Source organism: Pseudomonas oryzihabitans, assembly GCF_006384975.1.
GTDB lineage: Bacteria > Pseudomonadota > Gammaproteobacteria > Pseudomonadales > Pseudomonadaceae > Chryseomonas > Chryseomonas psychrotolerans_B.
The window spans coordinates 4,560,895-4,584,978 of record NZ_CP021645.1; the positions used below are offsets into that span (position 1 = coordinate 4,560,895).

Genomic DNA, 24,084 nt, shown 5'->3' on the forward strand with positions numbered 1-24,084 from the left:
AACTCGGGCCATAGCTGCTCCATGCACATCACGACCTTCAGGCACCCACACTGGACCGGTCGAGGCTCGCAAAGTTCTTGGGTTTTTCCCTTCCATGGGCTCCGTTAGTGGCCAGATGTCGCAAAGTGTCGACCGGTTTCCAAAATCCCTCGATCGCACGGGACTGCCGTTCGTGGCTAGTCGAAACGGTCTTGCAGCCAGGCCTGGATATGCTGGATTTCCAGCGGAATGACCTCATGACGCATGGGATAGTCGTGCCAGACGGCTTCCACGCCGGTGGCGACCAGCATGTCGTAGGCGGCACGCCCAAGGGCCGGTGGTACGACATCGTCTTGACTGCCGTGCAGGCACAGGGCCGGGGTAGCACCGCCCCGGTTGCTGTGGTCGTCGGCGAAGCTGGGCGCATAGGTCGACAGCGCCATTACGCCACCGAGCGTCGCGCAGGGGGTGTTGTAGGCGGTATGCAGCACCACGGCGCCACCTTGGGAAAAGCCCGCCAGCACGATACGTTCGGCGGCAATGCCCAGGGCCTGCTGGTCAGCGATCAGCGCATGCACCGTAGCGGCCGATTCCTCAAGCTGGGCCCGATCGATGGCGCGGGCCGGATTCATCGCCAGGATGTCGTACCAGGACGGCATGGCCCAGCCGCCATTGATGGTGACCGGACGGGTAGGGGCCTGGGGCAAGACGAAGCGGGTGCGTTTCAGCGTCCGTTGCAGCAGTTCGGCGACGGGCTCGAAGTCGTGGCGCGAGGCGCCCAGTCCATGCAGCCAGATGACGCAGCTATCGGCGGTACCGCTGGTAGATTCCAGCACAAGGGGCGTGTTTTCCATGGCGTTGCTCCAATTTGGTGCTTTGTGAAATGGGCGTGGTAACAGATGGTGCGCGTATGGCGTGTCGCATTTTCGTAACTTTTTCGAGCGATTTTTTGCTGAGAGTGCACAACCGGCTCGGTTTGCAGGGAGAGCGCCCTTGTCGCCTTCAGTGGTCCGCAAATTGCCTGAACTAGCTTGCGACCAGGTAGTGCACTAACAGGTAACACTGACTCACTGCTCCGTCACGCCCTCTGGCCAGCGCCCATCCAACCTTGGATGCGGGGTATCCAGGATCGGCGGGCAGGTCGCACGGCAATCAGGCGAGAGACATCGTGCTGCCGTGGGCTGGAACGTAATTCATAAATAATTTGGAGCTTATCGATGAAGATGGTGAAGTCTACCCTGGCAATTCTGACCACCGCCGCTGCTCTGGGCCTGTCCGGCATGGCTCACGCGGGCGCTACTCTGGATGCGGTGAAGAAGAAAGGTTTCGTGCAATGCGGCGTCAGCGATGGTCTGCCGGGCTTCTCCTTCACCGACTCCAAGGGTGAATACAAGGGTATCGACGTCGACGTCTGCCGCGCCGTCGCTGCAGCGGTGTTCGGCGACGCCAGCAAGGTTCGCTTCACGCCCCTGACCGCCAAGGAGCGCTTCACCGCGCTGCAATCCGGCGAAATCGATGTGCTGTCGCGCAACACCACCTGGACCAGCTCCCGTGATGGCGGCATGGGCCTGATGTTCACCGGCGTCACCTACTACGACGGCCAAGGCTTCCTGGTGAACAAGAAGCTGGGCGTGACCAGTGCCAAGCAACTGGACGGCGCCACCGTGTGCATCCAGGCCGGTACCACTACCGAGCTCAACCTGGCCGACTACTTCCGTTCCAACGGCATGAAGTTCACCCCCATCACCTACAGCACCTCCGACGAGAGCGCCAAGTCCATGGAAGCCGGCCGTTGCGACGTGCTGACCTCCGACCAGTCGCAGCTCTATGCTCAGCGCATCAAGCTGGCCAAGCCCGACGACTACGTGGTACTGCCCGAAGTCATTTCCAAGGAACCCCTGGCTCCGGCCGTGCGCCGCGGCGACGACGACTGGTTCACCATCGTCAAGTGGTCCCTGTTCGCCATGGTCAGCGCCGAAGAGCTGGGCCTGACGTCGGCCAACGTCGAAGCCCAGGCCAAGGACTCCAAGAACCCTGACGTCCGTCGTCTGCTGGGTACCGATGGCGAGTTCGGCAAGGACCTGAAGCTGCCGAACGAGTGGGCGCTCAACATCGTCAAGCAGGTCGGCAACTACGGCGAAGTCTTCGAACGTAACGTCGGCATGGGCTCCGATCTGAAGATCAAGCGTGGTCTGAACGCCCTGTGGAACGCAGGCGGCCTGCAGTACTCCCCGCCGGTCCGTTGATTTCGGCGCTGTCGTCGCCGACACCTTTCGGATGTGTAGATTCTCGCCCTGCAGCGCTCGCCGCGCTGCGGGGCGAGGGTTTAATGAGGCTTAGAGATGCAAAACGTTAGTAAAACCTCGCCACCGGTCCGCGGTTCGCTGCTCACCGACCCGCAGGCGCGCTCCTGGCTGTTCCAGATCGTCGCCGTGGTCGCCGTGGTGGCCTTCGGCTGGTTCCTGTTCAACAACACCCAGACCAACCTGGCCCACCGGGGGATCACCTCTGGCTTCGGCTTCCTCAACAATTCCGCGGGCTTTGGCATCCCCCAGCACCTGATCCCCTATACCGAGGGTGACACCTACGGTCGGGTATTCCTGGTCGGCCTGCTCAATACCCTGCTGGTCTCGGTGATCGGTATCGTCCTGGCGACCATCATCGGCTTCGCGGTGGGCGTGGCACGGCTGTCGAACAACTGGCTGCTGCGCAAGGTCGCCACGGTCTACATCGAGATCTTCCGCAACATTCCACCCCTGCTGTTGATCTTCTTCGTCTACTTCGCCGTGCTGGCGCCCCTGCCGGGACCGCGCCAGAGCCTGAGCCTGGGCGAAGCCTTCTTCGTCAACAATCGCGGCCTGTACATGCCAGCGCCCATTGCCGACGTCGGCTTCGTGCCGGGGCTGATCGCCTTGCTGATCGCCATCGTCGCCAGCGTTATCGTGGTGCGCTGGGCTCGCAAGCGGCGGCACGCCACCGGTGAACGCTTCCCGGTGCTGTGGACGGTACTGGCGCTGCTGATCGCTCTGCCGCTGCTGGCCGCTCTGGCATTCGGCAAGCCGCTGCACTGGGAGTTGCCGGAACTGCAGGGCTTCAACCTGCGCGGTGGCTGGGTGATCATCCCGGAACTGGTATCCCTCGCCGTGGCCCTGTCGGTCTACACCGCGGCCTTCATCGGCGAAACGGTGCGCGGCGGTATCCAGGCGGTCAGCCATGGCCAGACCGAGGCGGCCAGTTCCCTGGGTCTGCGCCCAGGCCTGACCCTGCGGCTGGTGATCATTCCCCAGGCCATGCGGGTGATCATTCCGCCGCTGACCAACCAGTACCTGAACCTGATGAAGAACTCCTCGCTCGGCGCTGCGGTGGGTTATCCGGAGATGGTGGCGCTGTTCGCCGGTACCACCTTGAACCAGACCGGCCAGGCCATCGAGACCATGGCCATCACCATGAGCGTCTACCTGGCCATCAGCATCAGCATCAGCCTGTTGATGAACTGGTACAACAAGCGCATCGCGCTGATCGAGCGTTAAGGAGCGCGTATGAGTAACCAGACCCATACCTTCAAACCGGACCTGCCGCCGCCGCCTTCCAGCGTCGGCGTCTGGGCCTGGATCCGCGGCAACCTGTTTTCCAGCGTCGGCAATACCATTCTGACGCTGGTCGGCCTCTACATCGTCTGGCTGATCGTACCGCCGGTGGTGAACTGGGCTTTCCTGCATGCCACCTGGAGTGGCACGACCCGGGCCGACTGCGCGCCGGGCGGTGCCTGCTGGGTGTTCATCAAGGAACGCTTCGGCCAGTTCATGTATGGCTTCTATCCGGATGACCAGCGCTGGCGGGTCGATCTGACCGTGGTGCTGGCCGTGGTGGGCGCCATTCCGCTGTTCCTCGACAGCTTCAAGCACAAGGCCCGCTACGGGCTCACCCTGCTGGTGGTCTATCCGCTGGTGGCCTTCTGGCTGCTGTACGGCGGCCTGGGCCTGCGGGTGGTGCCCACCAGCGAGTGGGGTGGCCTGATGCTGACGGTGGTCATCGCCGCGGTCGGTATCGTCGGCGCCTTGCCGCTGGGCATCCTGCTGGCCCTGGGGCGGCGCTCCAAGCTGCCGGCGATCAAGGTCATCTGCGTGACCATGATCGAATTCTGGCGCGGCATCCCGCTGATCACGGTGCTGTTCCTGTCCTCGGTGATGCTGCCGCTGTTCCTGCCCGATGGCATGAACCTCGACAAGCTGCTGCGCGCCATCGTCATGGTCATCATCTTCGAAGCGGCCTACATCGCCGAGGTGGTCCGTGGCGGTATGCAGGCCATTCCCAAGGGCCAGTACGAAGCCGCCGCCGCCATGGGGCTGGGCTACTGGCGCACCATGGGCCTGGTGATCCTGCCCCAGGCGCTGAAGCTGGTCATCCCCGGCATCGTCAACACCTTCATCGCGCTGTTCAAGGATTCGAGCCTGGTGATCATCATCGGCCTGTTCGACCTGCTCAACAGCATCAAGCGCGCCACGTCCGACCCGGCCTGGCTGGGTATGTCCACGGAAGGCTACGTGTTCGCCGCGCTGGTCTACTGGATTTTCTGTTTCGCCATGTCCAGCTACTCCGCCCGTCTGGAGCGCAAGCTGAACACCGGCCACAAGCGTTAGGAGTCATCAGATGAACGTAAGCAACAAGCAGCCGGTCGACAGCAGCAAGGTCATGATCCAGCTCAAGGACGTGAACAAGTGGTACGGCCAGTTCCACGTGCTCAAGGACATCAACCTGACCGTGACCCAGGGCGAGCGCATCGTGCTGTGCGGGCCGTCCGGCTCGGGCAAGTCCACCACCATCCGCTGCATCAACCGCCTGGAAGAACACCAGAAGGGGCAGATCATCGTCGACGGCACCGAGCTGACCAACGATCTCAAGCAGATCGAGACCATTCGCAGCGAAGTCGGCATGGTGTTCCAGCACTTCAACCTCTTCCCGCACCTCACCGTGCTGCAGAACTGCACCCTGGCACCCATGTGGGTACGCAAGATGCCGAAGAAGCAGGCCGAAGAGATCGCCATGCACTATCTGCAGCGGGTGCGCATTCCCGAGCAGGCCAACAAGTTTCCGGGGCAACTCTCCGGCGGCCAGCAGCAGCGCGTGGCCATCGCCCGGGCGCTGTGCATGCAGCCGCGCATCATGCTGTTCGATGAGCCGACCTCGGCGCTCGACCCGGAAATGGTGAAGGAGGTGCTGGATACCATGATCGGCCTGGCCCAGGACGGCATGACCATGCTCTGCGTGACCCACGAGATGGGCTTCGCCCGCACCGTGGCCAACCGGGTGATCTTCATGGACAAGGGCGAGATCGTCGAACAGGCCGCCCCGGACCAGTTCTTCGACAATCCGCAGAACGAGCGGACGCGGCTATTCCTCGGCCAGATCCTGCACTAAGCGCAGCCGGGGCGGAGACCTGTCCGCCCCGGTCGACCTGCGAACCCAATCACGGGCGTTCGGCGGGAAGGCGGGCAAAGGACGTCGAGGCGCGGTATCCTCGATATTTGGCGCCCGGTTTGCCGGGGTCGGCGGCTAAGGCTCGCCTTGCCGCTCACAGGTTTCGCTGTCGATTTCGCCTCTCGTATTCAGAACACGAGGTGCAACGAATAGTCGAAGCCGTCATCATAGAGAGACGCCCGTGAACTCCATTTCCCATCCGCTCATGCTGACAAAAGCCAAGGCCTGGGGCGCCCATGCGGTGACCTCCAGCGGTGTGATCCTCGCGCTCCTGGCGCTGCTCGCCCTGGTCGACGGCCAGCCCAAGGGCTGTCTGATGTGGCTCGGCATCGCCCTGCTCGTCGATGGCCTCGACGGCACCCTGGCGCGCAAGTTCGAGGTCAAGCGGGTACTGCCGCACTTCGACGGCTCCGCGCTGGACCTGGTGGTCGACTACCTGACCTACGTGTTCATCCCGGCGATCTTCATCTATCGCTTCGTGCCCTTGCCGCCGCATTTCGAGCTGGTGGCGGTGGGCATCATCCTATTGTCGTCACTGTTCTGTTTCTGCAACGTGAACATGAAGAGCGCCGACAACTACTTCGTCGGCTTCCCCGCCGCCTGGAACGTGGTAGCCCTGTACTTCTACGTGCTGGATCTGGCGCCCTGGTTCAGCATGGCCGTGGTTCTGGTGCTGGCGGCCCTGACCCTGACCCGGGTCAAGTTCCTGCATCCGTTCCGCGTGCGTCAGCTGATGGCGGTGAACATCACCGTCACCTCCATCTGGCTGCTCAGCAGCGCCCTGATGGTGTTCATGCATCCCGACAAGCCGCTGTGGTTGATGGTGCTCTGGTTCGCCAGCGGCATCTACTTCGTCGGCGTGTGCGTCTGGCGCACCGCCCGGGAGTGGTTCGCCTGACGGTGAGCGACAGTCTTCCGCCGCCCCCGCGCGCCTGGTACGTCTACCTGGTGCGCGCCGAGAACCAGGCGCTCTATTGCGGGATCAGCGATGATCCCGCACGACGTTTCGCTCAGCACCGCAGTGGTCGCGGCGCCCGCTTCTTCGCTTCCAGCCCGGCCCAGGCGCTGGTCTATGTGGAGGCCTGTGCTGACAAGTCAGCCGCTCTGCGACGGGAAATCCAGATCAAGAAACTACCCAAACGAGCCAAGGAAGCGCTGGTGCTGGCCAGCTCCTGCCCGCTGTCCGCGGCTGCCTCAGGAGTGCTGTCATGTCCGAGTTGATTCTGCACCACTATTGGCAATCGCCCTTCGCCGAGAAGGCGCGCCTGTTGTTGGGCTTCAAGGGGCTTGCCTGGCGTTCGGTAATCATCCCGCGCATGTTGCCCAAGCCTGAGCTGACCGCCCTTACCGGTGGCTATCGCAAGACGCCGGTACTGCAGGTGGGTGCCGACGTCTATTGCGACACCGCTCTGATCGCCCGCCGTTTGGATGCGGAAAAAGCGGTGCCGGCGCTGTTTCCGCAAGGGCAGGAAGCGGTCGTTGCCGCCTTCGCCGGTTGGGCCGATTCGGTGGTGTTCCAGCACGCGGTGGCGCTGATTTTCCAGCCGGAGATCATGGGGCCGCGCCTGGCGACGCTGCCGCCGGAGCAAGCCCAGGCTTTCATGGATGATCGCAAGGCGCTGTTCAGTGGCGGTAGCCTGAGCCGACTAACACCCGAACAGGCTCGCCAGCAGCTGCCGACCCTGCTGACGCGCTTGGAGACCCAACTGCAGCGTAGCGGAGGCGATTATCTGTTTGGCGCGCCGTCGGTAGCCGATATCGCCCTGGCGCATAACTTCTGGTTCCTCAAGAGCACGCCGCAACTGGCACCGCTGATCGACGAGCGACCGGAAATCGCCGCCTGGTATGCCCGGGTACTGGGCTTCGGCCATGGCACCTACGAAGAATTGAGTGCGGAGCAGGCGCTGGAGATCGCCCGGGAGGCCGAACCGGTAGCCTTGCCGCGCGAGCGTGCCTTACCTGTCGAGGGCATTGCCTGGGGCGCTCCGGTGACCGTGGCCGCAACCGACTATGGCGTCGACCCGGTTGCGGGCGAGCTGGTCTATGCCGACAGCGAATCCCTGGTGGTGAAGCGCAGCGACGAGCGACTGGGAGCGATCCAGGTGCATTTCCCGCGGCTGAATTTCCGCGTCAGTGCCGCAAGCTAGCTCCAGTGGTAGAGCAACGGCGCCCCAGGGCGCCGTTTTGCATTCTGGAGCAAGGCGGGCCGATCAGTCGGGACGGCGCATGCGAAACAGCGCGGACTCGGTGATCTCGAAGTAGTCGGCCGGTCCGCCACCGCGGACGATGGGGCGGGCGGCGGCGGTCTGGTAGATGCCGTCCTTGAGCAGACGCTTGTCGATATGGGCGGCCACCACCTCGCCCAGCACCAGCCATTGGTCCAGTTCGTCACCCGCGGCGGTCTTGAGGCGTACGACTTGGCTCAGCTTGCATTCGAAGGCCACCTGGGCGCGGGCGACCCTCGGCACCTTGACGATGCGGGAGGCGGCTGGTTCCAGACCGGCCAGGGCGAATTCGTCCACTTCCGGCGCCACCATGGCGCTGCTGGCGTTCATTTCCTCGGCCAGTTCGCGGGTGGCCAGGTTCCAGACGAATTCGCCGGTACGCTCGATGTTGGCCACGCTGTCCTTGTAGCCCTGGCTGGAAAAGCCGATCAGTGGCGGCTTGTAGTTGAAGGCATTGAAAAAGCTGTAGGGCGCCAGGTTGAGGATGCCGGCTTCGCTGTGGGAGGAGATCCAGCCGATGGGGCGCGGCGCGACGATGGCGTTGAAGGGATCGTGGGGCAGGCCGTGGCCCTGGCTGGGTTCGTAGTAGTGGTAGTCGATGGTCATCGCAATTCCTTCAGGAGGTGAGTTCCAGGATCTCGGCCTGGACCTGGCCGGCGTCGAGGGTCAGGCGGCCGACGCTGATCGGCAGGCGAAAGCGCCGCGGACCGGCGCTGCCGGGATTGACGAAGAGTACGCCATCGCGCTCTTCGATCAGCGGCTTGTGTGAATGCCCGCTGATCACCACGCGTACCGGGGCGTCCACGGCTGCCAGGTCCAGCTCCGGCAGGATGTGCAGCATATGGATGCCGACCTCGGCCAGGGTCAGGGTGACACGCTCGGGAATGTCGTCGGCCCAGGGCAGGTCGTCGTTGTTGCCGCGCACCACGGCCAGCGGTGCTAGCTCACGCAGGGCAGCGAGGATCTCGGGTTTGCCGATGTCGCCGGCATGCAGGATGAAATCACTGCCGGCCAGGGCGGCCACGGCCTCGGGTCTGAGCAGGCCATGGGTATCGGCGATCAGGCCGACGCGGTAGGGATGGGCCATGGCAACTCCTCAGTTGGCCTGGACGATGTCCAGCGCCTCGTCGCGCCCCAGGGGCTGGCGCAGGCGTTGGGCCAGGATGGCAGTGGCGCGCTCGCGTTGGCAGGCTACCACGCCCACCACCTGATCCTGCGCCAATAGCAGGGCGACGAAGGTCTGGTCGCCCAGGCTGCCGTCGAGGTGCATGGCGTCCCAGTGGCGCGGATGCCCCAGGTATTCGTATCTCTTGCCGTGGTGCAGCGTCCAGAAGAAGGGTACGTCGGCATAGGCTTCCGCGTAGCCAAATAGGTTACGGGCAGCCAGGCGACCGTGTTGCTGGGCCAGACGCCAGTGCTCGATCCGGGTCGGCTGGCCAGCGAAGGGAAAGGTAGCGAGATCGCCCACGGCATAGAGGCCCTCGGCGGCCCGGAGTTGGGCATCCACCGGGACGCTGCCGTCCTCGGCCAGCGGCAGATTGGCCAGGAAGCCGGTCTCCGGGGCGATACCGGTGCCGATCAGGACCAGGTCGGCGGGTAATAGTGTGCCGTCCTTGAGTCTGACCCCGCGGACATGATCTTCACCTTCGAACGCTATTACCTCGTTGGGCGCGTGGAATGTCACGCCATTGGCCTCATGCAGGGTCTTGAAGTGCTGCCCCAGGGTCTCGCCCATCTGCTTGACGAAGGGCAGGGAGGTAGGGGAGACCACCTCCACCGCCAGCCCCTGTTTACGCAACGCCGACGCGGCTTCCAGGCCGATGAAGCTGGCGCCGACGATCACCGCCCGGCCTGCGTCGGGCAGGTCCGCAAGAATGGCGGCGGCATCGGCGCGGGTCCGCAGCAGGTGCACGCCCTTGAGCTCGGCGCCAGGCACGGCGAGGGGCTTGGGCTCACCGCCGGTGGCCAGTACGCAGCCGTCGTAGTTCAGGATTTGGCCATTGGCCAATTCCAGCTGCTGCCTGTCGGCATCCAGCCGAACCACCTCGGCGTGCAGGCGCTCGATGCGCTGTTGGCGGAAGAAGTCCGCGTCACGCAGTGCCGGTGCTTCCTCGGGGGCCTTGTCGCCCTGGAGGACGAATTTGGAGAGGGCGGTGCGATCATAGGGTTCGCCTGGTTCGCGACCGATCAGCAGGATGCGCCCGCCGAACCCGAATTCGCGCAAAGCGGCCGCCGCTGCCGTACCCGCGGCACCCGCACCTAGGAGGACGAACAGGCGCTCGTCGCGCTGGGTGTCAGGAGTTTGCCCCGGCAGAGGTGCGGTGCCGACCAGCACCTCACCGTCGCGAACCTCGACGGGATAGCGCTGTAGGGCGTCCAGCGCCGGAGGTTCGCAGAGGCTGCCGTCCGCCACGGCAAAGCTCGCCTTGTGCCAGGGGCAGACCAGCCGGCCCTGGCAGACGGCGCCATCCTTCAGCGGGGCGCCGGCATGGGGGCACTTGGCCTGGAAGGCACGCACCTCATCGCCGACGCGCAGTAGCAGGATTTCGGTATCTCCGATCTCGACGGCGGTACCGCGGTCTTCACGCAGGTCGGCGAGGCGCGCGATCGGGTGCAGGGTGGTCATGGTGGTCTCCCGGCGCTCTCTGGGGCGCTCTCTCAGGCTTAGGAGATTCGAGAGAGCGCAGCGGCGCCGGGTTCCGCTCAGGTGGCGGGCGGCAGGGGATGGCGGTGCGGGATGTCCGGGGCGTCCAGCGGATCGGCATGGACCAGTACCTCGGCGCGGGGATACTCGGCGCGGATGGCGGCTTCGGCTCTGTCGCACAGGACATGGGCGCGGGACAGGCTGATCTCGCCCGGCAACTCAAGGTGCAGTTGCACGAACCAGTGGTTGCCGGAGATACGGGTGCGCAGGTCGTGGGCGCCTTCGACGCCGGGGACCTGGCAGGCCAGCTGCAGCATGTGCTCGCTGATGTCGGTGGGCAATTCCTGGTCCATCAGCACGCCGAAGGAATCGCGGGCGATGCCGTAGGCGCTCCAGAGGATGTACAGGGCGATGGCCAGGCCGAACAGCGGGTCCAGCCAGTACCAGCCGAAGCCGGTCAGTGCCAGGGCGATGAGGATGCCCAGGTTGAGCAGCAGGTCGGAGCGGTAGTGCAGGGCATCGGCGCGGACCACGGTGGAGTCGGTCTGGCGGATGACGTGCTGCTGGTAGGCCACCAGCAGGCCGGTCAGGACCAGCGAGAAGAGGGTAACGGCGATGCCCAGGGCCTGGGCACCTAGGGGCTCGGGCTGTTGCAGGCGACCGACCGCCTGCCAGGCGATGAGCACGGCGCTCACGCCAATGAACACCGCCTGGGCGATGCCGGCGAGGGACTCGGCCTTGCCGTGGCCGTAGCGATGGTCATCGTCCGCCGGCTTGAGGGCATAGCGCACCGCCAGCAGGTTGAACACCGAGGCGAGCCCATCCAGCAGCGAATCGGTCAGGCCGGCGAGCAGGCTGACCGAGCCACTGAACCACCAGGCCACGGCCTTGGCCAGGATCAGCGTCGTCGCCACCACCACCGACGCGGTGGTGGCACGACGCAGAAGCCGTTCGGTGCGGTGCGGGTCGCTCATCAGCCGCGCGGCGCGAGGCCCAGGCTGGCGAGTTGCTCGCTGCTGCCGCTGCGTTGCAGCAGGCGCGGATCGTCCAGCGGCAGGGTGCGGCCGGTGGCCTGCTGGATGATGGCCTTCAGGCGCATGCGGTCGACGCTGCCGTCGGGATTCACCGCCTTGTTCAGCTCGGCCGGATCGACTTCGGCGCGCTTGTTGTCGGGCAGGTAGATGGCGCCGCTGGCGAAGTCCACGCCAAAGGCGATCAGGCCCGGAATGATGTAGAACAGCAGGCCGATGGCATCCAAGGCGACGATGCCCGGATCGATACGACCGCTGCCGGTGATCTGGCCACGCCGGTCGGGATAGAACAGGGTGCCGCAGGCGGTCAGCTGGGTGAACAGGGCGGCGGCGAGGACGCCACACACCGCACGGGTACGCATCGACATAGACAACCTCCTGTTGGATGAGGCCGCCACTATAGCGGCCGGAATCATGGCGGGCGAGACGCTTTATACTGCCCGCCCCGTTGAGACCACCGGCCGCACCAAATGACGCCCTTGCCCATCGATGTTGTCCTGCCCGATCTGCGCCAGGCCCTCGCCACCCGCGATGACTGCGTGCTGGAGGCGCCGCCCGGCGCGGGCAAGACCACCCGGGTGCCGCTGGCGCTGCTCGGCGAACCCTGGCTGGCCGGCCAGCGCATCTTGCTGCTCGAGCCCCGGCGGCTGGCGGCCCGCGCCGCCGCCGAGCGCCTGGCCGCGGAGCTGGGCGAAAGCGTCGGCGAGACCGTGGGCTATCGCATCCGGCTGGAAAGTAGGGTAGGGCCCCGAACCCGCATCGAGGTGGTCACCGAGGGCATCCTGACCCGGCGCTTGCAGGACGATCCGGCGCTGGACGGCGTCGGCCTGGTGATCTTTGACGAATTCCACGAGCGCAGCCTGGATGCCGACCTGGCCCTGGCGCTGACCCTGAGCGGTCGCGAACTGCTGCGCGACACGCCGCTCAAGGTGCTGGTGATGTCCGCCACCCTAGAGGGCGAACGCCTGGCGGCCTTGCTCGGCGGCGCCCCAGTGGTGCGCAGCGAGGGACGGATGTTTCCGGTCACCACCCGCTGGGGCCGGCCGCTTGGCCAGGACGAACGCTTGGAAGCGCGGGTGGCCGCCACGGTGCTCCAGGCGCTGGACGAAGAGACCGGCAGCCTGCTGGTGTTCCTGCCCGGCCAGGCGGAGATCCGCCGTACCGCTGAGCGCCTGGCCGACCAGCTCCCCGCCGGGGTGCTGCTCTGCCCACTGCATGGCGAGCTGGAACTGGCCGCCCAACGCGCCGCCATCGAGCCGGCACCGGCCGGCAGTCGCAAGGTGGTGCTGGCCACCAACATCGCTGAGACCAGCCTGACCATCGAAGGCGTACGGGTGGTGGTGGACGCGGGGCTGGTACGGGTGCCGGCCTTCGATCCCGGCAGCGGCATGACCCGGCTGACCACCCGACGCATCTCCCGCGCCTCTGCTACCCAGCGCCAGGGTCGTGCCGGGCGGCTGGAGCCGGGCGTCTGCTATCGACTCTGGTCGGAAGAGCTGCACCAGCAATTGCCGGCCTACGACAGCGCCGAGATCCTCCAGGCCGATCTGGCCGGGCTGGCGCTGCAACTGGCGCGCTGGGGCATGACCGCCGCGGAACTGGCCTGGCTCGATCCGCCGCCCGCGGCCGCCCTGGCCCAGGCGCGGGACCTGTTGGTCCGCCTGGGCGCCCTGGACGAGCACGGCACGCTCACCGCCCACGGCCAGGCTATGAGTGGCCTGCCGGCGCATCCACGCTTGGCGCACCTGCTTCTGCGTGGGCAGAGTTGGGGCCTGGCCGAGCGCGCCGGCGAGATCGCGGCGCTGCTGGGCGAACGCGACCTGGCGCCGGGGCAGGGTGCCGATCTGCACACCCGTTTGCTGCTCCTGGCCGGCGAAGGGCGCGGTCCGCGCGGTGGTGTGGCGCGCATCCGCCAACTGGTCCGCCAGTACCGCGGCCTGTTGAGAGGCAAGGCCACGGAGCCGGTGGCCGATCCCGAGCACCCGCGCTGGACCGGGGCGCTGCTGGCCTGTGCCTATCCGGATCGCATCGCTCAGCAGCGCAAGGCCGTTGGCCAGGACTATCGCCTGGCCAACGGGCGGGCCGCCAGTTTCGCCGAGCCGGATGCGCTGATGAAGTCCCCTTGGCTGGTGGTGGCCGACCTGGGCAGTCGCCAGGGGCAGCGCGAAGAGCGCATCTATCTGGCCGCCGAACTGGAGCCGGCACTGTTCGACGGTCCGCTGGCCGAGCAGGTCGCCAGTCACGACGAACTGGACTGGGACGAGCGCGAAGGCGTGCTGCGTGCCGAGCGCCAGCGGCGGGTCGGCCAACTGGTGCTGAGTCGCGAGCCGCTGAAGCAACTGGACGCCGCCGCCCGCAGCCGCGCCTTGCTCGGCCTGGTGCGGCGCAAGGGCCTGGAGCTGCTGCCCTGGACCCCCGAGTTGCGCCAGTGGCAGGCGCGGGTCGGTTTGCTGCGCGAACTGGACCTGCTGCAGGGCGGGGCGAGCGATTGGCCGGACGTCAGCGATGCCGCCCTGCTCGACAGCCTGGAAGACTGGCTGCTGCCTTACCTGGATCGCGTCACGCGCCTGGCCCATTTCGCCAACCTGGACCTGGCCGTCATGCTCCAGGGGTTGCTGCCCTGGCCGCTGCCGCGCCAGCTGGACGAACTAGCGCCACGCAGCCTGGCGGTGCCCTCGGGTTCCAGCATCCGCCTGGACTACAGCGAGCAGCCCCCGGTGCTGGCGGTGCGGTTGCAGGAACTGTTCGGTCTGGCCGACACCCCACGTATCGCCGGTGGCCGCCTGGCGGTCAAGCTGCACCTGCTCTCGCCGGCGCGGCGTCCGGTGCAGGTCACCCAGGACCTGGCCAGCTTCTGGGCGAATACCTACGTCGAGGTGAAGAAGGACCTCAAGGGCCGCTATCCCAAGCACTACTGGCCGGACGACCCCTTGATCGCCGAACCGACCGCGCGGGCCAAGCCGCGTGGTCAGTGAGCCAGTGCCAAACAAGCGCAGCGCTAGTCAGTCTTCCAGGCCTTCTGCAGGTTGGACCAGAAGGCGCCGTTGTCCTTGAAGGGCACGCTCGCCTTGCCGAAGTCGTAGCTGTTCAGGGTGTTCTTGGCGGGGACCGGCATCCGGCTCCAACTGATCAGCGGCTGGCTGCGCCCGGTGTCGTTGGTCCAGTCGAGGGAATGGTCGGCGAAGCCATCGTAGGTCGCGTGGTAGGTGACCTTGGGATGCACCCCGTTGGCCAAGTAGCCGTCCCGGCCACGCCACAATGGCGGGTTGTAGTTGACCCGATATTTGCCATGGGTCGAATAGTCGATCTTCAGGATGGGCGAGCCGACCTTGCACTGACTGGTCCAGACCACGATGTTTTCCCAGTCATGGCGATGACCGCCGGCGGCGCCCAGATAGTTCGGCGGTTGATCCTTGGGAAAGTAATAGGAATACATGATCGCGCAGTGATCATAGTATTCGGCCATGCGCGAATAGACCTGGCCATTGGTGCCGCGACAATGACCATCCGGGGCGCCCGAGGGATGCAATCCACCGCTGACGTTGCCGGCCGAATCCACGGCCGGATAGTTATTGCAGGAGTCCGGGCCGTCGGAAATCATCGGCTGGTAATAGAACTCCACATCGGTGGCGTTGGCGGGGATAGGCTGCACCTGGTCATGGGCGATGACCGCCGCGAAGGCCGGGGTCGCCATGGACAAGGCGGAGGCGGCCATGCATAGCGAGATCTTACGGCTCATAAAGATCCTCTCCATGAAATAGTAAAATTTATGTTCGTTTGAATCCTCGTCGAGATGAAACCGGGTAAGGCCCGGTTCGGCCCTAACTCTAGGCGCGGTTCTTGTTGGTTATATTTAATAAGGATGATGTTTGGGTGGCAGGTGTGGCCTGGACAGTATCTCCATCGCAGCGTTTGGCCCCGGCGGGGCTCGCCTGGGCGAAGCCGCGCGACGCCTCACCTAGGGACGCGAGCCGAGTCGAGGGCTTTCGGGGCCCGGCATCGATGTTGAGAGGATTAGGCAAGACCCCCAGACGATCCGGCAGCGGGGACAAGGCGCACCCGCGTTAGCCTGGCCGCTCCCTTGCAATGACAGGAGCAGGTCATGAACGATCACCAGACCCTTTTCATCACTGGCGTGAGCAGCGGCTTCGGCCAGGCCTTGGCGCGCGAAGCCCTGGCGGCTGGTCATCGCGTCATCGGCACGGTGCGCCGGGAAGCCGATCGGCAGGCGTTCGCCGCCTTGTCGCCCAATGCCCATGGCGTCCTGCTGGATGTCACGGACTCCGCTCGCCTGGCGACGGTGGTGGCCGAGGTGCAGGCCGAACATGGCCCGGTGGATGTGCTGGTGAACAACGCCGGCTACGGCCATGAGGGCATTCTCGAAGAGTCGCCGCTGGAGGAGCTGCGCCAGCAATTCGAGGTCAACGTCTTCGCGGCGGTGGCCATGATCAAGGCCTTTTTGCCGGCGTTCCGCCAGCGCCGCCGTGGTCATATCATCAATATCACTTCCATGGGCGGCACCATCACCCTGCCGGGCATCTCCTACTATTGCGGCAGCAAGTTCGCCCTCGAAGGCATCTCCGCGGCGCTGGGCCAGGAACTGGAACCTTTCGGGGTGCAGGTCACCGCCGTGGCGCCGGGTTCCTTCCGCACCGACTGGGCAGGCCGTTCGATGCGCCGCACCCCGCGCAGCATTCCCGACTACGATGAGAGCTTCGCGCCGATCCGCGCGGCGCGCGAGGCCAAGAGTGGCAAGCAGCTGGGCGATCCACGCAAGGCGGCCCAGGCACTGTTGCAACTCATCGCCATGCCGGCACCGCCCCGGCAGCTGTTGCTGGGTAGCGATGCCTTGCAACTGGTACGCGAGCGACTGGCCGCGGCCACGCGGGAGATCGAGCGCTGGGAGACCCTGACGCGTTCCACCGATGGCTGAAGAGGAGCCCCTATGAGCCCGAGCGATCCCCTGACCCGGCGTCACGTGGCGTTGTTGCGGGCGTTGGCGCCGCAGGAAGGCTACAATCTCAGTGCCCTGGAAGACGTGCGCTTTTTGCGCTCGGATCGGCCGCTCCGCGGGGTTCCGGTGCTCTACGATCCCGGCATCGTCATCGTTTGCCAGGGCGGCAAGCGCGGCTATTTCGGGGAGCGTATCTATCGCTACGACGCCCAGCACTACCTGGTGGTCTCGGTGCCCGTGCCCTTCACCATGGAGACCGATGCCAGTCCGGAGGAGCCGCTCTTGGCCATCTACCTGCGGCTGGATTTTCGCTTGCTCGGCGAGCTGGTCCTGCAACTCGATAGCGAACTGGGGCCGGCGGTCGAGCCGCCCCGCGGACTCTATGCCTCGCCGCTCGACGAGCCGCTACGGGTCTCGACGCTGCGCTTCCTGGAGGTGCTGAGCGCACCCACGGACGCCCGGCTACTGGGGCCGGCGCTGCTACGCGAGCTCTATTATCGAATCCTCACGGGGGCCCAGGGTGGTTCCTTGCGCGCCGCCCTGGATCGCCAGGGACATTTCGGCCGCATCGCCCGGTCCTTGCGCACCCTGCATGCCCGCTATGCCGAGCGCCTGGACGTGGCGGCGTTGGCGCAGGAGGCGCGCATGAGTCAGCCCAGCTTTCACCGGCATTTCCGCGAGGTGACGGGCACCACGCCGATGCAGTACCTGAAGTCGACCCGCCTGCACCAGGCGCGGCTGCTGATGCTGCGCGACGCCTTGCCGGTGGCGAATGCGGCCTTCGCGGTGGGCTACGAAAGCGCTTCGCAATTCAGCCGCGAATTCAAGCGGCTGTTCGGTCGCACACCCCTGGCGGAGATCGACTGGATGAAGGCCACCTATGCGCTGCCGGCACCGCCTGCCTCGGCGTTCTACATCTCCTCGCATTGACGCTGTCCGTCTGAAAGGCCGAGTGCGCCAGCCCCATCCGGAACCAAGCGGCGTCAGCCCCGGGTCTGAATTCAGACTGGGCAAGCCTGCCCCCACCGGAGCGACCACCATGGCCGACAAGACCCTGCACGACCTTTCCAAAGCGATGCGCGACCTGGATTTCTGCATGCTGACCACCGGCAGCGGGCGCTTGACCAGCCGCCCGATGAGCAACAACGGCGACGTCGAATACGACGGCGATTCCTGGTTCTATGCCTACGAGGATTCGGCCAAGATCCGTGACATCGAGCAGGACCCTGCGGTGGGTCTGACCTTCACCGAGGGCAAGAGCCTGCTCGGCAAGCCGGGCCTCTTCGTCGCCATCGAGGGGCGCGCCGAGTTGATCCGCGATAAGGCGCAATTCGAGGCGCACTGGACCAAGAGCCTGCAGCTCTGGTTTCCCCAGGGCACCGATACGCCCGGCATGATCCTCATCAAGGTGCGGGCCGAGCGTATCCGTTACTGGGATGGGGAGGAGCAGGGCGAGCTGCTTCCTTAGAAGCAGGTCGAGAAGGTCTCCACCACCCGCAGCTCTTCATTCACCAGGCAGCCCTGGCGCCACTTGTCGAAGGTGAGACAGGGATGCGAGGTGCCCAGGGCGACGATATCGCCGATGGCCAGCTCGGTGCCCGGCGCCACGACCATGAAGGCGTGCTGGTCCATGATGGCGGTGACGGTGCAGCCGCTCATGTCGATGGCTCCGTTGCCCGCCTGGCCTGGCTGATAGCGGCGCAGCGGCAGCGGCAGGCCGGCATCATGGGCGATGTCGCGCTTGCCCAGGGCGAGGATGGCGAAACCGGGTTCGGGCATGGATTGCACATGAGCCCAGACTTCCAGCGCCGGTTGCAGGCCCTCGTTCAGACCGGTGCGGGCCAGCACGCCACGCTGGGCATCGCGATAGATCCCGTGGTCATGGACCACATAGCTGCCGGGCCGCATGACGGCGAGAAAGCGCTTGCGCACGTCCAACTGGTCGAAGGCGGCGGCGATCAGGTCGTACCAGGCCGAACCCGAGGCGGTGACGATGGGGCGCTCCAGAGCGAAGGCGCCCTGGCCGCGCAGTTCTTCGGCCAGGCGTACCAGGGAATCGGCGAAGGCACGAATATCCGTCGCGGCTTCGGCGCCATGGATGACTCCCTCATAGCCCTCGATACCGGTCAGGCGCAGGGCGGGCTGGGCGGCGATGGCCTTGGCCAGTTCCCGTACCTCGGATTCGCTGCGGCAACCGCAACGACCACCGGGCACGCCGTATTCGATCATCACCTGCAGCGCCAGGCCGCGTTCGCCGAAGAAGGCGCCCAGGGCGGTGACCTGGGCAGGGTGGTCCACCAGGCAATGGAAGTCGAAATCCGGGTCGGCCCTGAGCAACTCGGCGATCAGCGCCATGTTCGGTGCGCCCACCAGCTGGTTGGCCATCAGCACCCGGCGCACGCCCTGGGCCTGGGCGGCGCGGGTCTGCACCGCGGTGGCCAGGGTCATGCCCCAGGCACCCGCGGCCAGCTGGCGCTGGAACAGCGCCGGGGCCATGCTGGTCTTGCCATGGGGCGCGAGTTCGGCGCCGCGGTCGCTGGCGAAGGCCTGCATCCAGGCGATGTTGTGGTCGAGCGCAGCCTGGTGGATGACCAGGGCGGGCAGGGGCACGTCGCTGAGCAGGCTGGCGCCAGGCGTAGTGGCGCCTTTCTCGGGAGCTTTGAGGATGGTCATGGATTCTCCTGGCCGCCCAGGCGCTGGGACAGGCGGCGGGCGCTGTCGACCAGCACCTGGCGGTACTCGGCATGGTGGGCCTGGGCGTCGGCGCGGGGCGCCACGATGCACAGGGTGGCGATGCTCAGGCCGCTGGCGTCCTGCACCGGGGCGGCGAAGCAGTGGGTGTAGGTGTCGGCGATGCTGTCGAAGGAAAAGAAGCCTTCGGCGCAGGCGCTGCGGATCTCGGCGATAAAGGTCGCCGGGGGCAGGCGGCTGCCGTCGGGCAGGATGAAGTCGTCCGGATCGATCAGGGCGAGGATCTCGGCATCGCTCAGATGACCGAGCAGCAGTCGCCCGGACGCGGTCCAGGGAATGGGCGCGTCTTCGCCGACATTGGACGAGATGCGAAAGGCGCGGGCGCCTTCCTTCATCAGCGAGACGGTGTACTTGCGACCATTGAGCTGGCACAGCTGGGCGGTCTCGCGGGTCTGGGCGACGATGTCGTCCAGCAGCAGCCCGGCCTCGCGGGCCAGATCGAAGTGGCGCAGGTGCGCCTGGCCGAGAAAGTACAGCTCGCGGCCCAGGTAGACCTGGCCGTCGCGGCCCACGGCATCGAGCATGTGCCGCTCCAGCAGCAGGCCGACCAGGTCGTAGACGGTGGACTTGGGAATGCCCAGGCCCGCGGCGATCTCGTTGGGGCGCAGCGGCCGACCCACCCGCTTGAGGTGATCGAGGATGTCGAAGGCGCGGTCCAGGCCGCGGGCTCGTTGGCGGGTAGGTTCGGTCATCTGGGCGGTTTGTCTCAGGCCTTGGGTTTGTAGGCGATGCAGTCGATCTCGACCTTGCAGTCCACCATCATGGAGGATTGCACGCAGGCGCGCGCTGGGGCATTGCCGGCGAAGTACTCGGCGAACACCTTGTTGAAGCTCCAGAAATCACGCGGATCGTCCAGCCAGACGCCGGCACGCACCACATGCTCCAGACCGTAGCCGGCTTCGTGCAGGATGGCGATCAGATTCTGCATGGTCTTGTGGGTCTGGGCGACGATGCCGCCGTCGATGATCTCGCCATTCTCCATGGCCACCTGGCCGGAGACGTGCAGCCAGCCATCGGCTTCCACCGCTCGGGCGAAGGGCAGGATTTGGCCGCCTGCGCCGCGTTCGCCGGCGCCGTATCGGGTGATGCTCATAAGGGTGCTCCTGTAGCGGGGGAAGGATTCAGAAGGAGGTCCGGCCGAGAAATTCGGCGAGACGGGTGGAACGGGGGCGCTCGAAGAGTTCGCGGGGCGGGCCCTGCTCCTCGATGCGGCCCTGGCTCATGAAGACGATGCGATCGGACACCTCGTAGGCGAATCTCATCTCGTGGGTCACCAGCAGCATGGTCATGCCGTCCTGGGCCAGGTCCTTGATCACCGCCAGCACCTCGCCGACCAGCTCCGGGTCCAGCGCCGAGGTGGGTTCGTCGAACAGCATCAGGCTGGGATTCATGGCGATGGCGCGGGCGATGGCCACCCGCTGCTGCTGACCGCCGGAGAGTTGGCCGGGATGATGGTCGCGTCTTTCGATCAGGCCGACCCGGCGCAGCCACTGTTCACCCAGGGCGATGGCTTCGTCCTTGCCCATCTTCTTGACCTTGCGCAGGCCGAGGGTGACGTTTTCCAGGGCGGTGAGGTGGGGAAACAGATTGAACTGCTGGAAGGCCATGCCGGTGAGCGAGCGCTGGCGGGCGATCTCGCGCTCCGGTAGGCGCTGGCGGCGACCGCCTTCCTCGCGGTAGCCGATGGCCTCGCCGGCCAGCTGGATGCTGCCGCCCTGGAAGTCTTCCAGCAGGTTGACGCAGCGCAGCAGGGTGGTCTTGCCCGAGCCGCTGGAGCCGATCAGGGTGACCACGTCACCGCGGTCCAGGGACAGGTCGATGCCCTTGAGCACCTCGGTGGCGCCGAAACTCTTGTGCAGGCCGTTGATGCTCAACAGCGGGGCGTTGGCGTCGGTCATGGCAGGGTCACCCGTTTTTCCAGATAGCGGCCGAGCCGCTCGATGGCGAAGTTGATGAGAAAGAACAGCAGCCCGGCGAACAGATAGAACTGCAGGGTCATGAAGGTGCGGGCGATGACCTGCTGGCTGCTCAGCAGCAACTCGGCCACGCCGATCACCGAGAGCAGGGTGGAGGCCTTGACGATCTCGGTGGAGGCATTGACCCAGGTCGGCAGGATCTGGCGCAGCGCCTGGGGCAGCAGCACCTCCTTGAGACTCTGGGCGAAGGTCAGGCCGATGGCCTTGGCCGCCTCGTGCTGGCCGCGGGGGATGGCCTGCAGGGCGCCGCGGACGATCTCCGCCACGTGGGAGCCGCAGAACAGCAGCAGCGCCGCGGTGCCGGCCTGGAAGGGCGTGGGCCGCAGACCCAGCGCCGGCGCCATGTAGTAGCAGGCCAGCACCAGCACGAACACCGGGGTGCCGCGGATCAGGTCGGCATAGAGGCGAAAGGGCAGGCGCAGCGGCCAGCGGCCATAGGTCAGCGCCAGGCCGCCGAGGGTGCCGAGCAGGGTGCCGCCGAGCACCGCCAGTACCGAGCAGGCCAGGGTGGTGGCGAACCCGGCGGCCAGGGTCTGGCGTGCGTTCCACAATTCCAGGAACCAGGAGGGGGCTTCGTACACGATCGGGCTCCTAGCGGGTCAGGCTCAGGCGTCGCTCCAGCTGGCGCAGCAGCAGGGCGATGACGTAGCAGGTGAGGATGTAGAGGGCGCTGGTCACCAGCCAGGTCTCGATGACCCGGTAGCTTTCCAGGTTGATCTTGCGCGCCTGGTAGGTCAGCTCCGGCACGGCGATGGCCGCCGCCAGGGAGGTGTCCTTGAACAGCGAGATGAAGCTGTTGGAAAGCGACGGCAGCACGTTGCGCAGCATCACCGGAATGATGACGTAGGCCTTGATCTGCCACTCGCGCAGGCCGATTGCCAGGCCCGCCTCGCGCTGGCCCTTGGGAATGGCCATGAGCCCGCCGCGAAACACCTCGGCCAGGTAGGCCCCGGCATAGAGCGCCAGGGTGATGAGAAAGGAGCTGAGCTTGTCCAGGCGGATGCCGACGCTGGGCAGGGCGAAGTACAGCAGCAGGATCAGCACCAGGATCGGGGTGTTGCGCACCAGGGTGACATAGCCCCCCGCCAGCCAGCGCAGCGCCCGCACTGGCGAGAGCAGGGCGAAGGCGGTGGCCAGGCCGATCAGGCAGCCGATGGCGATGCCCACCAGCGCCAGCTGCAAGCCGAGGGCGAGCCCGGCCAGCAAATGGTCCAGGTTCTGCCACACGGGGGCGAAGTTGAGGGTGTAGTTCATGCTCGACGTCTACCTAGAGGGCGCGGACGAGCCGCGCCGGGGCCAGGATCACTTGAACTCGACGGGGAAGCCGATCGCCGGGGAGGGCAGCTCGACGCCGAACCACTTCTTGAAGGACGCCTGATAGGTGGGGAATTCCACACCGGTCATGGCCTCGTGCAGGGCGGTATTGACGAAGTTCAGCCAGTCCTGGTCGCCGCGCTTGACCGCGCAGGCGTAGGTCTGGGGGCTCCAGGCATAGTCGGGCGAGCGGTAGCGGCCGGGATTCTGGGTCATCAGGTACTTGACCGAGGACTGGTCGGTGGCCACGGCGTCGGCGCGGCCGGTGCCCAGGGCTTGGTAGAGCAGGTCGACGCTGTCGTACTGGTCGACCTTGGCCTGGGGCAGCGCCTGGTGCACCAGTTCCTCGGCATAGACATTCTGCAGCACGGCCACGGTCAGGTCGCCCTTGGCCGCCTTGAGATCCTCGAGCTGCTGGTAGCGGCTGTTGGCCGGCAACAGCAGGGCCACGCCTTCGCGGTAGTAGGGCAGGGTGAAGGCCACCTGCTGGGCGCGGCTGGCGGTCACGGTGATGAACTGGCAGCTGATGTCGACCTTGTCGGTGAGCAGGTTGGGGATGCGCGCATCCGAGCCCTGGACGACGAACTCGACCTTTTCCGGATCGTTGAACAGACCCTTGGCGATGACCTTGGAGATATCAATATCGAAGCCCTGCAACTTGCCGTCGGCGCCCTGGAAGTGCCAGGGGGCGTTGGTGCTGCCGGTGCCCACCACCAGATGGCCGCGCTTGAGCACGTCGTCCAGCTTGGCGGCCTGGGCGCCAGCCATCGCCACCAGACCAGCCAGTAGCGCCAGTGCCTTCCACCCCTTCGTCTTGCTCATCATCTCGTTGCTCCTTTTTCCGTTATAGCGGAATTATGTTCGTAACAACGGAATAGGTTGCAGTGACTGTGCCATCTCTTCGCATGGCGTTGCAAATCAAGGGCTTGGCTTGGGCGTGCAGGCGCAGGGGCGGCCATCGCTCAGGGGGATGGCACCGAGAGGTGGCGGAAGGTAACGAAGGTGCACCAGGCCGAGGCGTTACCGGGGCGCGAGTTCAGGCGGCGGGAAAAGGCTAAGGTCGCGGCCGAGCATCCGTGGGAGGTGCCCAACTGTGGATAGGAAGGGAGTCTTCGGGTAGGCCGTCCAGAATCAGGGTGCCGCGAGTAGACAGGCCATGCAGGGGAGCACCTTCGGGGCGTGGAGCGAGCAACTGATCCAAACGCTCAACTTCTTCTATTACGTTTCGGCCACCTCCGGCCTGGCGCTGGATTCCGACTACGCCAGCCTGTTTCTCATCGACATCACCTCCGTGCGCCTGCCACGGGAGCTGAACTTCATCGGTCAGTTGCGCGGGCTGGCGTTCGGGCTGAATGCGACCGATAGCCTGGACCCAGCCAGCCAGCCAGCCAGCCAGCCAGCCGGCCTGAACCTGACGCGCAGCGTCGTGCGCGAGGAGTGCCAGGCCGCCGAGGAGCTGGAGAAGGGGCTCGGACTGCTGGCGCGACAGGCCGAGACCGATCAGGTGGCCATCGCCATCACCGAGATGACCGCCAGCGTGGCGGACGTCGCCAGCAACACCGAGGACATCAACCGCAACACCACGGGCATCCGCTCCAGTACCGTGCAGGTGCTGAGTAGGATCGAGTCCGACGCCAGCACTGCCGAGCGCCTGGCCGGCCTGTCGCAGAATCTGCGTAGCGTGGTCTCACGCTTCCGCCTCAGCGCCTGATCGCGCCGCTCATCGGCCGGT

Annotated in this window: 26 protein-coding genes; 12 read left to right on the plus strand and 14 right to left on the minus strand. The window is 65.9% G+C overall.

Annotated elements, in window-relative coordinates; all coding sequences use genetic code 11:
- Positions 1-176: 176 nt before the first annotated feature.
- Positions 177-833: an alpha/beta hydrolase gene (locus CCZ28_RS20495; protein WP_205894605.1), complete on the minus strand. Its 657-nt coding sequence runs from the start codon at positions 831-833 to the stop codon at positions 177-179.
- 363 nt (positions 834-1,196) lie between these two features.
- Between CCZ28_RS20495 and CCZ28_RS20500 the strand changes: the two genes are divergently transcribed.
- The 7 genes from CCZ28_RS20500 (at position 1,197) to CCZ28_RS20530 (ending at position 7,604) form a co-directional block, all read left to right on the plus strand.
- Entirely contained in the window at positions 1,197-2,225 is a 1,029-nt protein-coding gene (locus CCZ28_RS20500; protein WP_140220632.1) for an amino acid ABC transporter substrate-binding protein, read from the plus strand.
- Between the two features lie 96 nt (positions 2,226-2,321).
- Positions 2,322-3,509, plus strand: coding sequence for an amino acid ABC transporter permease (locus tag CCZ28_RS20505; protein ID WP_140220633.1), 1,188 nt, complete (start codon positions 2,322-2,324; stop codon positions 3,507-3,509).
- Between the two features lie 9 nt (positions 3,510-3,518).
- Complete coding sequence (locus CCZ28_RS20510) at positions 3,519-4,619, plus strand: amino acid ABC transporter permease (RefSeq protein WP_140220634.1); 1,101 nt, start codon at positions 3,519-3,521, stop codon at positions 4,617-4,619.
- A gap of 10 nt (positions 4,620-4,629) precedes the next feature.
- Positions 4,630-5,397 carry an amino acid ABC transporter ATP-binding protein gene (locus CCZ28_RS20515; RefSeq protein WP_058763313.1) on the plus strand — a complete coding sequence of 256 codons (768 nt, stop codon included), beginning with the start codon at positions 4,630-4,632 and terminating at the stop codon, positions 5,395-5,397.
- 265 nt (positions 5,398-5,662) lie between these two features.
- Complete coding sequence (pcsA, locus tag CCZ28_RS20520) at positions 5,663-6,355, plus strand: phosphatidylcholine synthase (protein WP_140221404.1); 693 nt, start codon at positions 5,663-5,665, stop codon at positions 6,353-6,355.
- Positions 6,352-6,678: a GIY-YIG nuclease family protein gene (locus CCZ28_RS20525; protein ID WP_437179237.1), complete on the plus strand. Its 327-nt coding sequence runs from the start codon at positions 6,352-6,354 to the stop codon at positions 6,676-6,678. The genes pcsA and CCZ28_RS20525 overlap by 4 nt, the downstream gene beginning before the upstream one ends.
- Positions 6,666-7,604, plus strand: a complete 939-nt coding sequence (locus CCZ28_RS20530) for a glutathione S-transferase family protein (protein WP_140220635.1) — start codon at positions 6,666-6,668, stop codon at positions 7,602-7,604. Before CCZ28_RS20525 ends, CCZ28_RS20530 begins: the two co-directional genes overlap by 13 nt.
- Before the next feature lie 63 nt (positions 7,605-7,667).
- Here the strand turns inward: CCZ28_RS20530 and CCZ28_RS20535 are convergent, their stop codons facing one another.
- From CCZ28_RS20535 to CCZ28_RS20555, 5 genes are all read right to left on the minus strand, one after another.
- On the minus strand, positions 7,668-8,288 hold the full coding sequence (locus tag CCZ28_RS20535) for a flavin reductase family protein (RefSeq protein WP_058768183.1): 621 nt from the start codon (positions 8,286-8,288) through the stop codon (positions 7,668-7,670).
- A 10-nt stretch (positions 8,289-8,298) separates the two neighbouring features.
- Positions 8,299-8,769, minus strand: coding sequence for a metallophosphoesterase family protein (locus CCZ28_RS20540; RefSeq protein WP_140220636.1), 471 nt, complete (start codon positions 8,767-8,769; stop codon positions 8,299-8,301).
- Between the two features lie 9 nt (positions 8,770-8,778).
- On the minus strand, positions 8,779-10,308 hold the full coding sequence (locus tag CCZ28_RS20545) for an apoptosis inducing factor family protein (protein WP_140220637.1): 1,530 nt from the start codon (positions 10,306-10,308) through the stop codon (positions 8,779-8,781).
- Positions 10,309-10,385: 77 nt separating this feature from the next.
- Entirely contained in the window at positions 10,386-11,300 is a 915-nt protein-coding gene (locus tag CCZ28_RS20550) for a cation diffusion facilitator family transporter (protein WP_140220638.1), read from the minus strand.
- On the minus strand, positions 11,300-11,725 hold the full coding sequence (locus CCZ28_RS20555) for a hypothetical protein (protein ID WP_058768187.1): 426 nt from the start codon (positions 11,723-11,725) through the stop codon (positions 11,300-11,302). The genes CCZ28_RS20550 and CCZ28_RS20555 overlap by 1 nt, the downstream gene beginning before the upstream one ends.
- A gap of 102 nt (positions 11,726-11,827) precedes the next feature.
- On the opposite strand from CCZ28_RS20555, the gene hrpB reads away from it, so the two are divergent.
- Positions 11,828-14,332, plus strand: coding sequence for an ATP-dependent helicase HrpB (hrpB, locus tag CCZ28_RS20560; protein ID WP_140220639.1), 2,505 nt, complete (start codon positions 11,828-11,830; stop codon positions 14,330-14,332).
- A gap of 23 nt (positions 14,333-14,355) precedes the next feature.
- On the opposite strand, the gene CCZ28_RS20565 is transcribed toward hrpB, so the two are convergent.
- Positions 14,356-15,096: an NPP1 family protein gene (locus CCZ28_RS20565; protein ID WP_167509265.1), complete on the minus strand. Its 741-nt coding sequence runs from the start codon at positions 15,094-15,096 to the stop codon at positions 14,356-14,358.
- Positions 15,097-15,459: 363 nt separating this feature from the next.
- Here CCZ28_RS20565 and CCZ28_RS20570 point away from each other — a divergent pair, with 363 nt between their 5' ends.
- From CCZ28_RS20570 to CCZ28_RS20580, 3 genes are all read left to right on the plus strand, one after another.
- Positions 15,460-16,290, plus strand: a complete 831-nt coding sequence (locus CCZ28_RS20570) for an oxidoreductase (protein ID WP_140220641.1) — start codon at positions 15,460-15,462, stop codon at positions 16,288-16,290.
- A 12-nt stretch (positions 16,291-16,302) separates the two neighbouring features.
- Positions 16,303-17,241 carry an AraC family transcriptional regulator gene (locus CCZ28_RS20575; RefSeq protein ID WP_140220642.1) on the plus strand — a complete coding sequence of 313 codons (939 nt, stop codon included), beginning with the start codon at positions 16,303-16,305 and terminating at the stop codon, positions 17,239-17,241.
- Positions 17,242-17,350: 109 nt separating this feature from the next.
- Entirely contained in the window at positions 17,351-17,779 is a 429-nt protein-coding gene (locus CCZ28_RS20580) for a pyridoxamine 5'-phosphate oxidase family protein (protein ID WP_140220643.1), read from the plus strand.
- Here the strand turns inward: CCZ28_RS20580 and CCZ28_RS20585 are convergent.
- From CCZ28_RS20585 to CCZ28_RS20615, 7 genes are read right to left on the minus strand one after another with little or no spacing between them, the layout of a single operon-like run.
- Entirely contained in the window at positions 17,776-18,984 is a 1,209-nt protein-coding gene (locus CCZ28_RS20585) for an amino acid deaminase (protein WP_140220644.1), read from the minus strand. The genes CCZ28_RS20580 and CCZ28_RS20585 overlap by 4 nt on opposite strands.
- Entirely contained in the window at positions 18,981-19,754 is a 774-nt protein-coding gene (locus tag CCZ28_RS20590; protein ID WP_044342118.1) for an IclR family transcriptional regulator, read from the minus strand. The genes CCZ28_RS20585 and CCZ28_RS20590 overlap by 4 nt, the downstream gene beginning before the upstream one ends.
- 14 nt (positions 19,755-19,768) lie before the next feature.
- On the minus strand, positions 19,769-20,155 hold the full coding sequence (locus CCZ28_RS20595) for a RidA family protein (protein WP_140220645.1): 387 nt from the start codon (positions 20,153-20,155) through the stop codon (positions 19,769-19,771).
- A 28-nt stretch (positions 20,156-20,183) separates the two neighbouring features.
- Entirely contained in the window at positions 20,184-20,960 is a 777-nt protein-coding gene (locus CCZ28_RS20600) for an amino acid ABC transporter ATP-binding protein (protein WP_007161901.1), read from the minus strand.
- The gene (locus CCZ28_RS20605; protein WP_140220646.1) at positions 20,957-21,619 is read right to left on the minus strand and encodes an amino acid ABC transporter permease; all 663 of its coding nucleotides are present in this window, start codon (positions 21,617-21,619) and stop codon (positions 20,957-20,959) included. The genes CCZ28_RS20600 and CCZ28_RS20605 overlap by 4 nt, the downstream gene beginning before the upstream one ends.
- A gap of 10 nt (positions 21,620-21,629) precedes the next feature.
- Positions 21,630-22,292 carry an amino acid ABC transporter permease gene (locus CCZ28_RS20610; RefSeq protein WP_027598510.1) on the minus strand — a complete coding sequence of 221 codons (663 nt, stop codon included), beginning with the start codon at positions 22,290-22,292 and terminating at the stop codon, positions 21,630-21,632.
- Positions 22,293-22,340: 48 nt separating this feature from the next.
- On the minus strand, positions 22,341-23,120 hold the full coding sequence (locus tag CCZ28_RS20615) for a transporter substrate-binding domain-containing protein (RefSeq protein ID WP_240795311.1): 780 nt from the start codon (positions 23,118-23,120) through the stop codon (positions 22,341-22,343).
- 388 nt (positions 23,121-23,508) lie between these two features.
- On the opposite strand from CCZ28_RS20615, the gene CCZ28_RS20620 reads away from it, so the two are divergent.
- Positions 23,509-24,063, plus strand: a complete 555-nt coding sequence (locus CCZ28_RS20620; protein WP_140220648.1) for a methyl-accepting chemotaxis protein — start codon at positions 23,509-23,511, stop codon at positions 24,061-24,063.
- The last annotated feature ends 21 nt before the right edge of the window (positions 24,064-24,084 follow it).

Excerpts from the sequence above, each read along its gene's own strand:
- CCZ28_RS20495 (WP_205894605.1), bottom strand. The coding sequence starts at position 833 with ATGGAAAACACGCCCCTTGTGCTGGAATCTACCAGCGGTACCGCCGAT.
- CCZ28_RS20500 (WP_140220632.1), top strand. The coding sequence starts at position 1,197 with ATGAAGATGGTGAAGTCTACCCTGGCAATTCTGACCACCGCCGCTGCT.
- CCZ28_RS20505 (WP_140220633.1), top strand. The coding sequence starts at position 2,322 with ATGCAAAACGTTAGTAAAACCTCGCCACCGGTCCGCGGTTCGCTGCTC.
- CCZ28_RS20510 (WP_140220634.1), top strand. The coding sequence starts at position 3,519 with ATGAGTAACCAGACCCATACCTTCAAACCGGACCTGCCGCCGCCGCCT.
- CCZ28_RS20515 (WP_058763313.1), top strand. The coding sequence starts at position 4,630 with ATGAACGTAAGCAACAAGCAGCCGGTCGACAGCAGCAAGGTCATGATC.
- pcsA (WP_140221404.1), top strand. The coding sequence starts at position 5,663 with ATGCTGACAAAAGCCAAGGCCTGGGGCGCCCATGCGGTGACCTCCAGC.
- CCZ28_RS20530 (WP_140220635.1), top strand. The coding sequence starts at position 6,666 with ATGTCCGAGTTGATTCTGCACCACTATTGGCAATCGCCCTTCGCCGAG.
- CCZ28_RS20535 (WP_058768183.1), bottom strand. The coding sequence starts at position 8,288 with ATGACCATCGACTACCACTACTACGAACCCAGCCAGGGCCACGGCCTG.
- CCZ28_RS20540 (WP_140220636.1), bottom strand. The coding sequence starts at position 8,769 with ATGGCCCATCCCTACCGCGTCGGCCTGATCGCCGATACCCATGGCCTG.
- CCZ28_RS20545 (WP_140220637.1), bottom strand. The coding sequence starts at position 10,308 with ATGACCACCCTGCACCCGATCGCGCGCCTCGCCGACCTGCGTGAAGAC.
- CCZ28_RS20550 (WP_140220638.1), bottom strand. The coding sequence starts at position 11,300 with ATGAGCGACCCGCACCGCACCGAACGGCTTCTGCGTCGTGCCACCACC.
- CCZ28_RS20555 (WP_058768187.1), bottom strand. The coding sequence starts at position 11,725 with ATGTCGATGCGTACCCGTGCGGTGTGTGGCGTCCTCGCCGCCGCCCTG.
- hrpB (WP_140220639.1), top strand. The coding sequence starts at position 11,828 with ATGACGCCCTTGCCCATCGATGTTGTCCTGCCCGATCTGCGCCAGGCC.
- CCZ28_RS20565 (WP_167509265.1), bottom strand. The coding sequence starts at position 15,096 with ATGAGCCGTAAGATCTCGCTATGCATGGCCGCCTCCGCCTTGTCCATG.
- CCZ28_RS20570 (WP_140220641.1), top strand. The coding sequence starts at position 15,460 with ATGAACGATCACCAGACCCTTTTCATCACTGGCGTGAGCAGCGGCTTC.
- CCZ28_RS20575 (WP_140220642.1), top strand. The coding sequence starts at position 16,303 with ATGAGCCCGAGCGATCCCCTGACCCGGCGTCACGTGGCGTTGTTGCGG.
- CCZ28_RS20580 (WP_140220643.1), top strand. The coding sequence starts at position 17,351 with ATGGCCGACAAGACCCTGCACGACCTTTCCAAAGCGATGCGCGACCTG.
- CCZ28_RS20585 (WP_140220644.1), bottom strand. The coding sequence starts at position 18,984 with ATGACCATCCTCAAAGCTCCCGAGAAAGGCGCCACTACGCCTGGCGCC.
- CCZ28_RS20590 (WP_044342118.1), bottom strand. The coding sequence starts at position 19,754 with ATGACCGAACCTACCCGCCAACGAGCCCGCGGCCTGGACCGCGCCTTC.
- CCZ28_RS20595 (WP_140220645.1), bottom strand. The coding sequence starts at position 20,155 with ATGAGCATCACCCGATACGGCGCCGGCGAACGCGGCGCAGGCGGCCAA.
- CCZ28_RS20600 (WP_007161901.1), bottom strand. The coding sequence starts at position 20,960 with ATGACCGACGCCAACGCCCCGCTGTTGAGCATCAACGGCCTGCACAAG.
- CCZ28_RS20610 (WP_027598510.1), bottom strand. The coding sequence starts at position 22,292 with ATGAACTACACCCTCAACTTCGCCCCCGTGTGGCAGAACCTGGACCAT.
- CCZ28_RS20615 (WP_240795311.1), bottom strand. The coding sequence starts at position 23,120 with ATGGCTGGCGCCCAGGCCGCCAAGCTGGACGACGTGCTCAAGCGCGGC.
- CCZ28_RS20620 (WP_140220648.1), top strand. The coding sequence starts at position 23,509 with ATGCAGGGGAGCACCTTCGGGGCGTGGAGCGAGCAACTGATCCAAACG.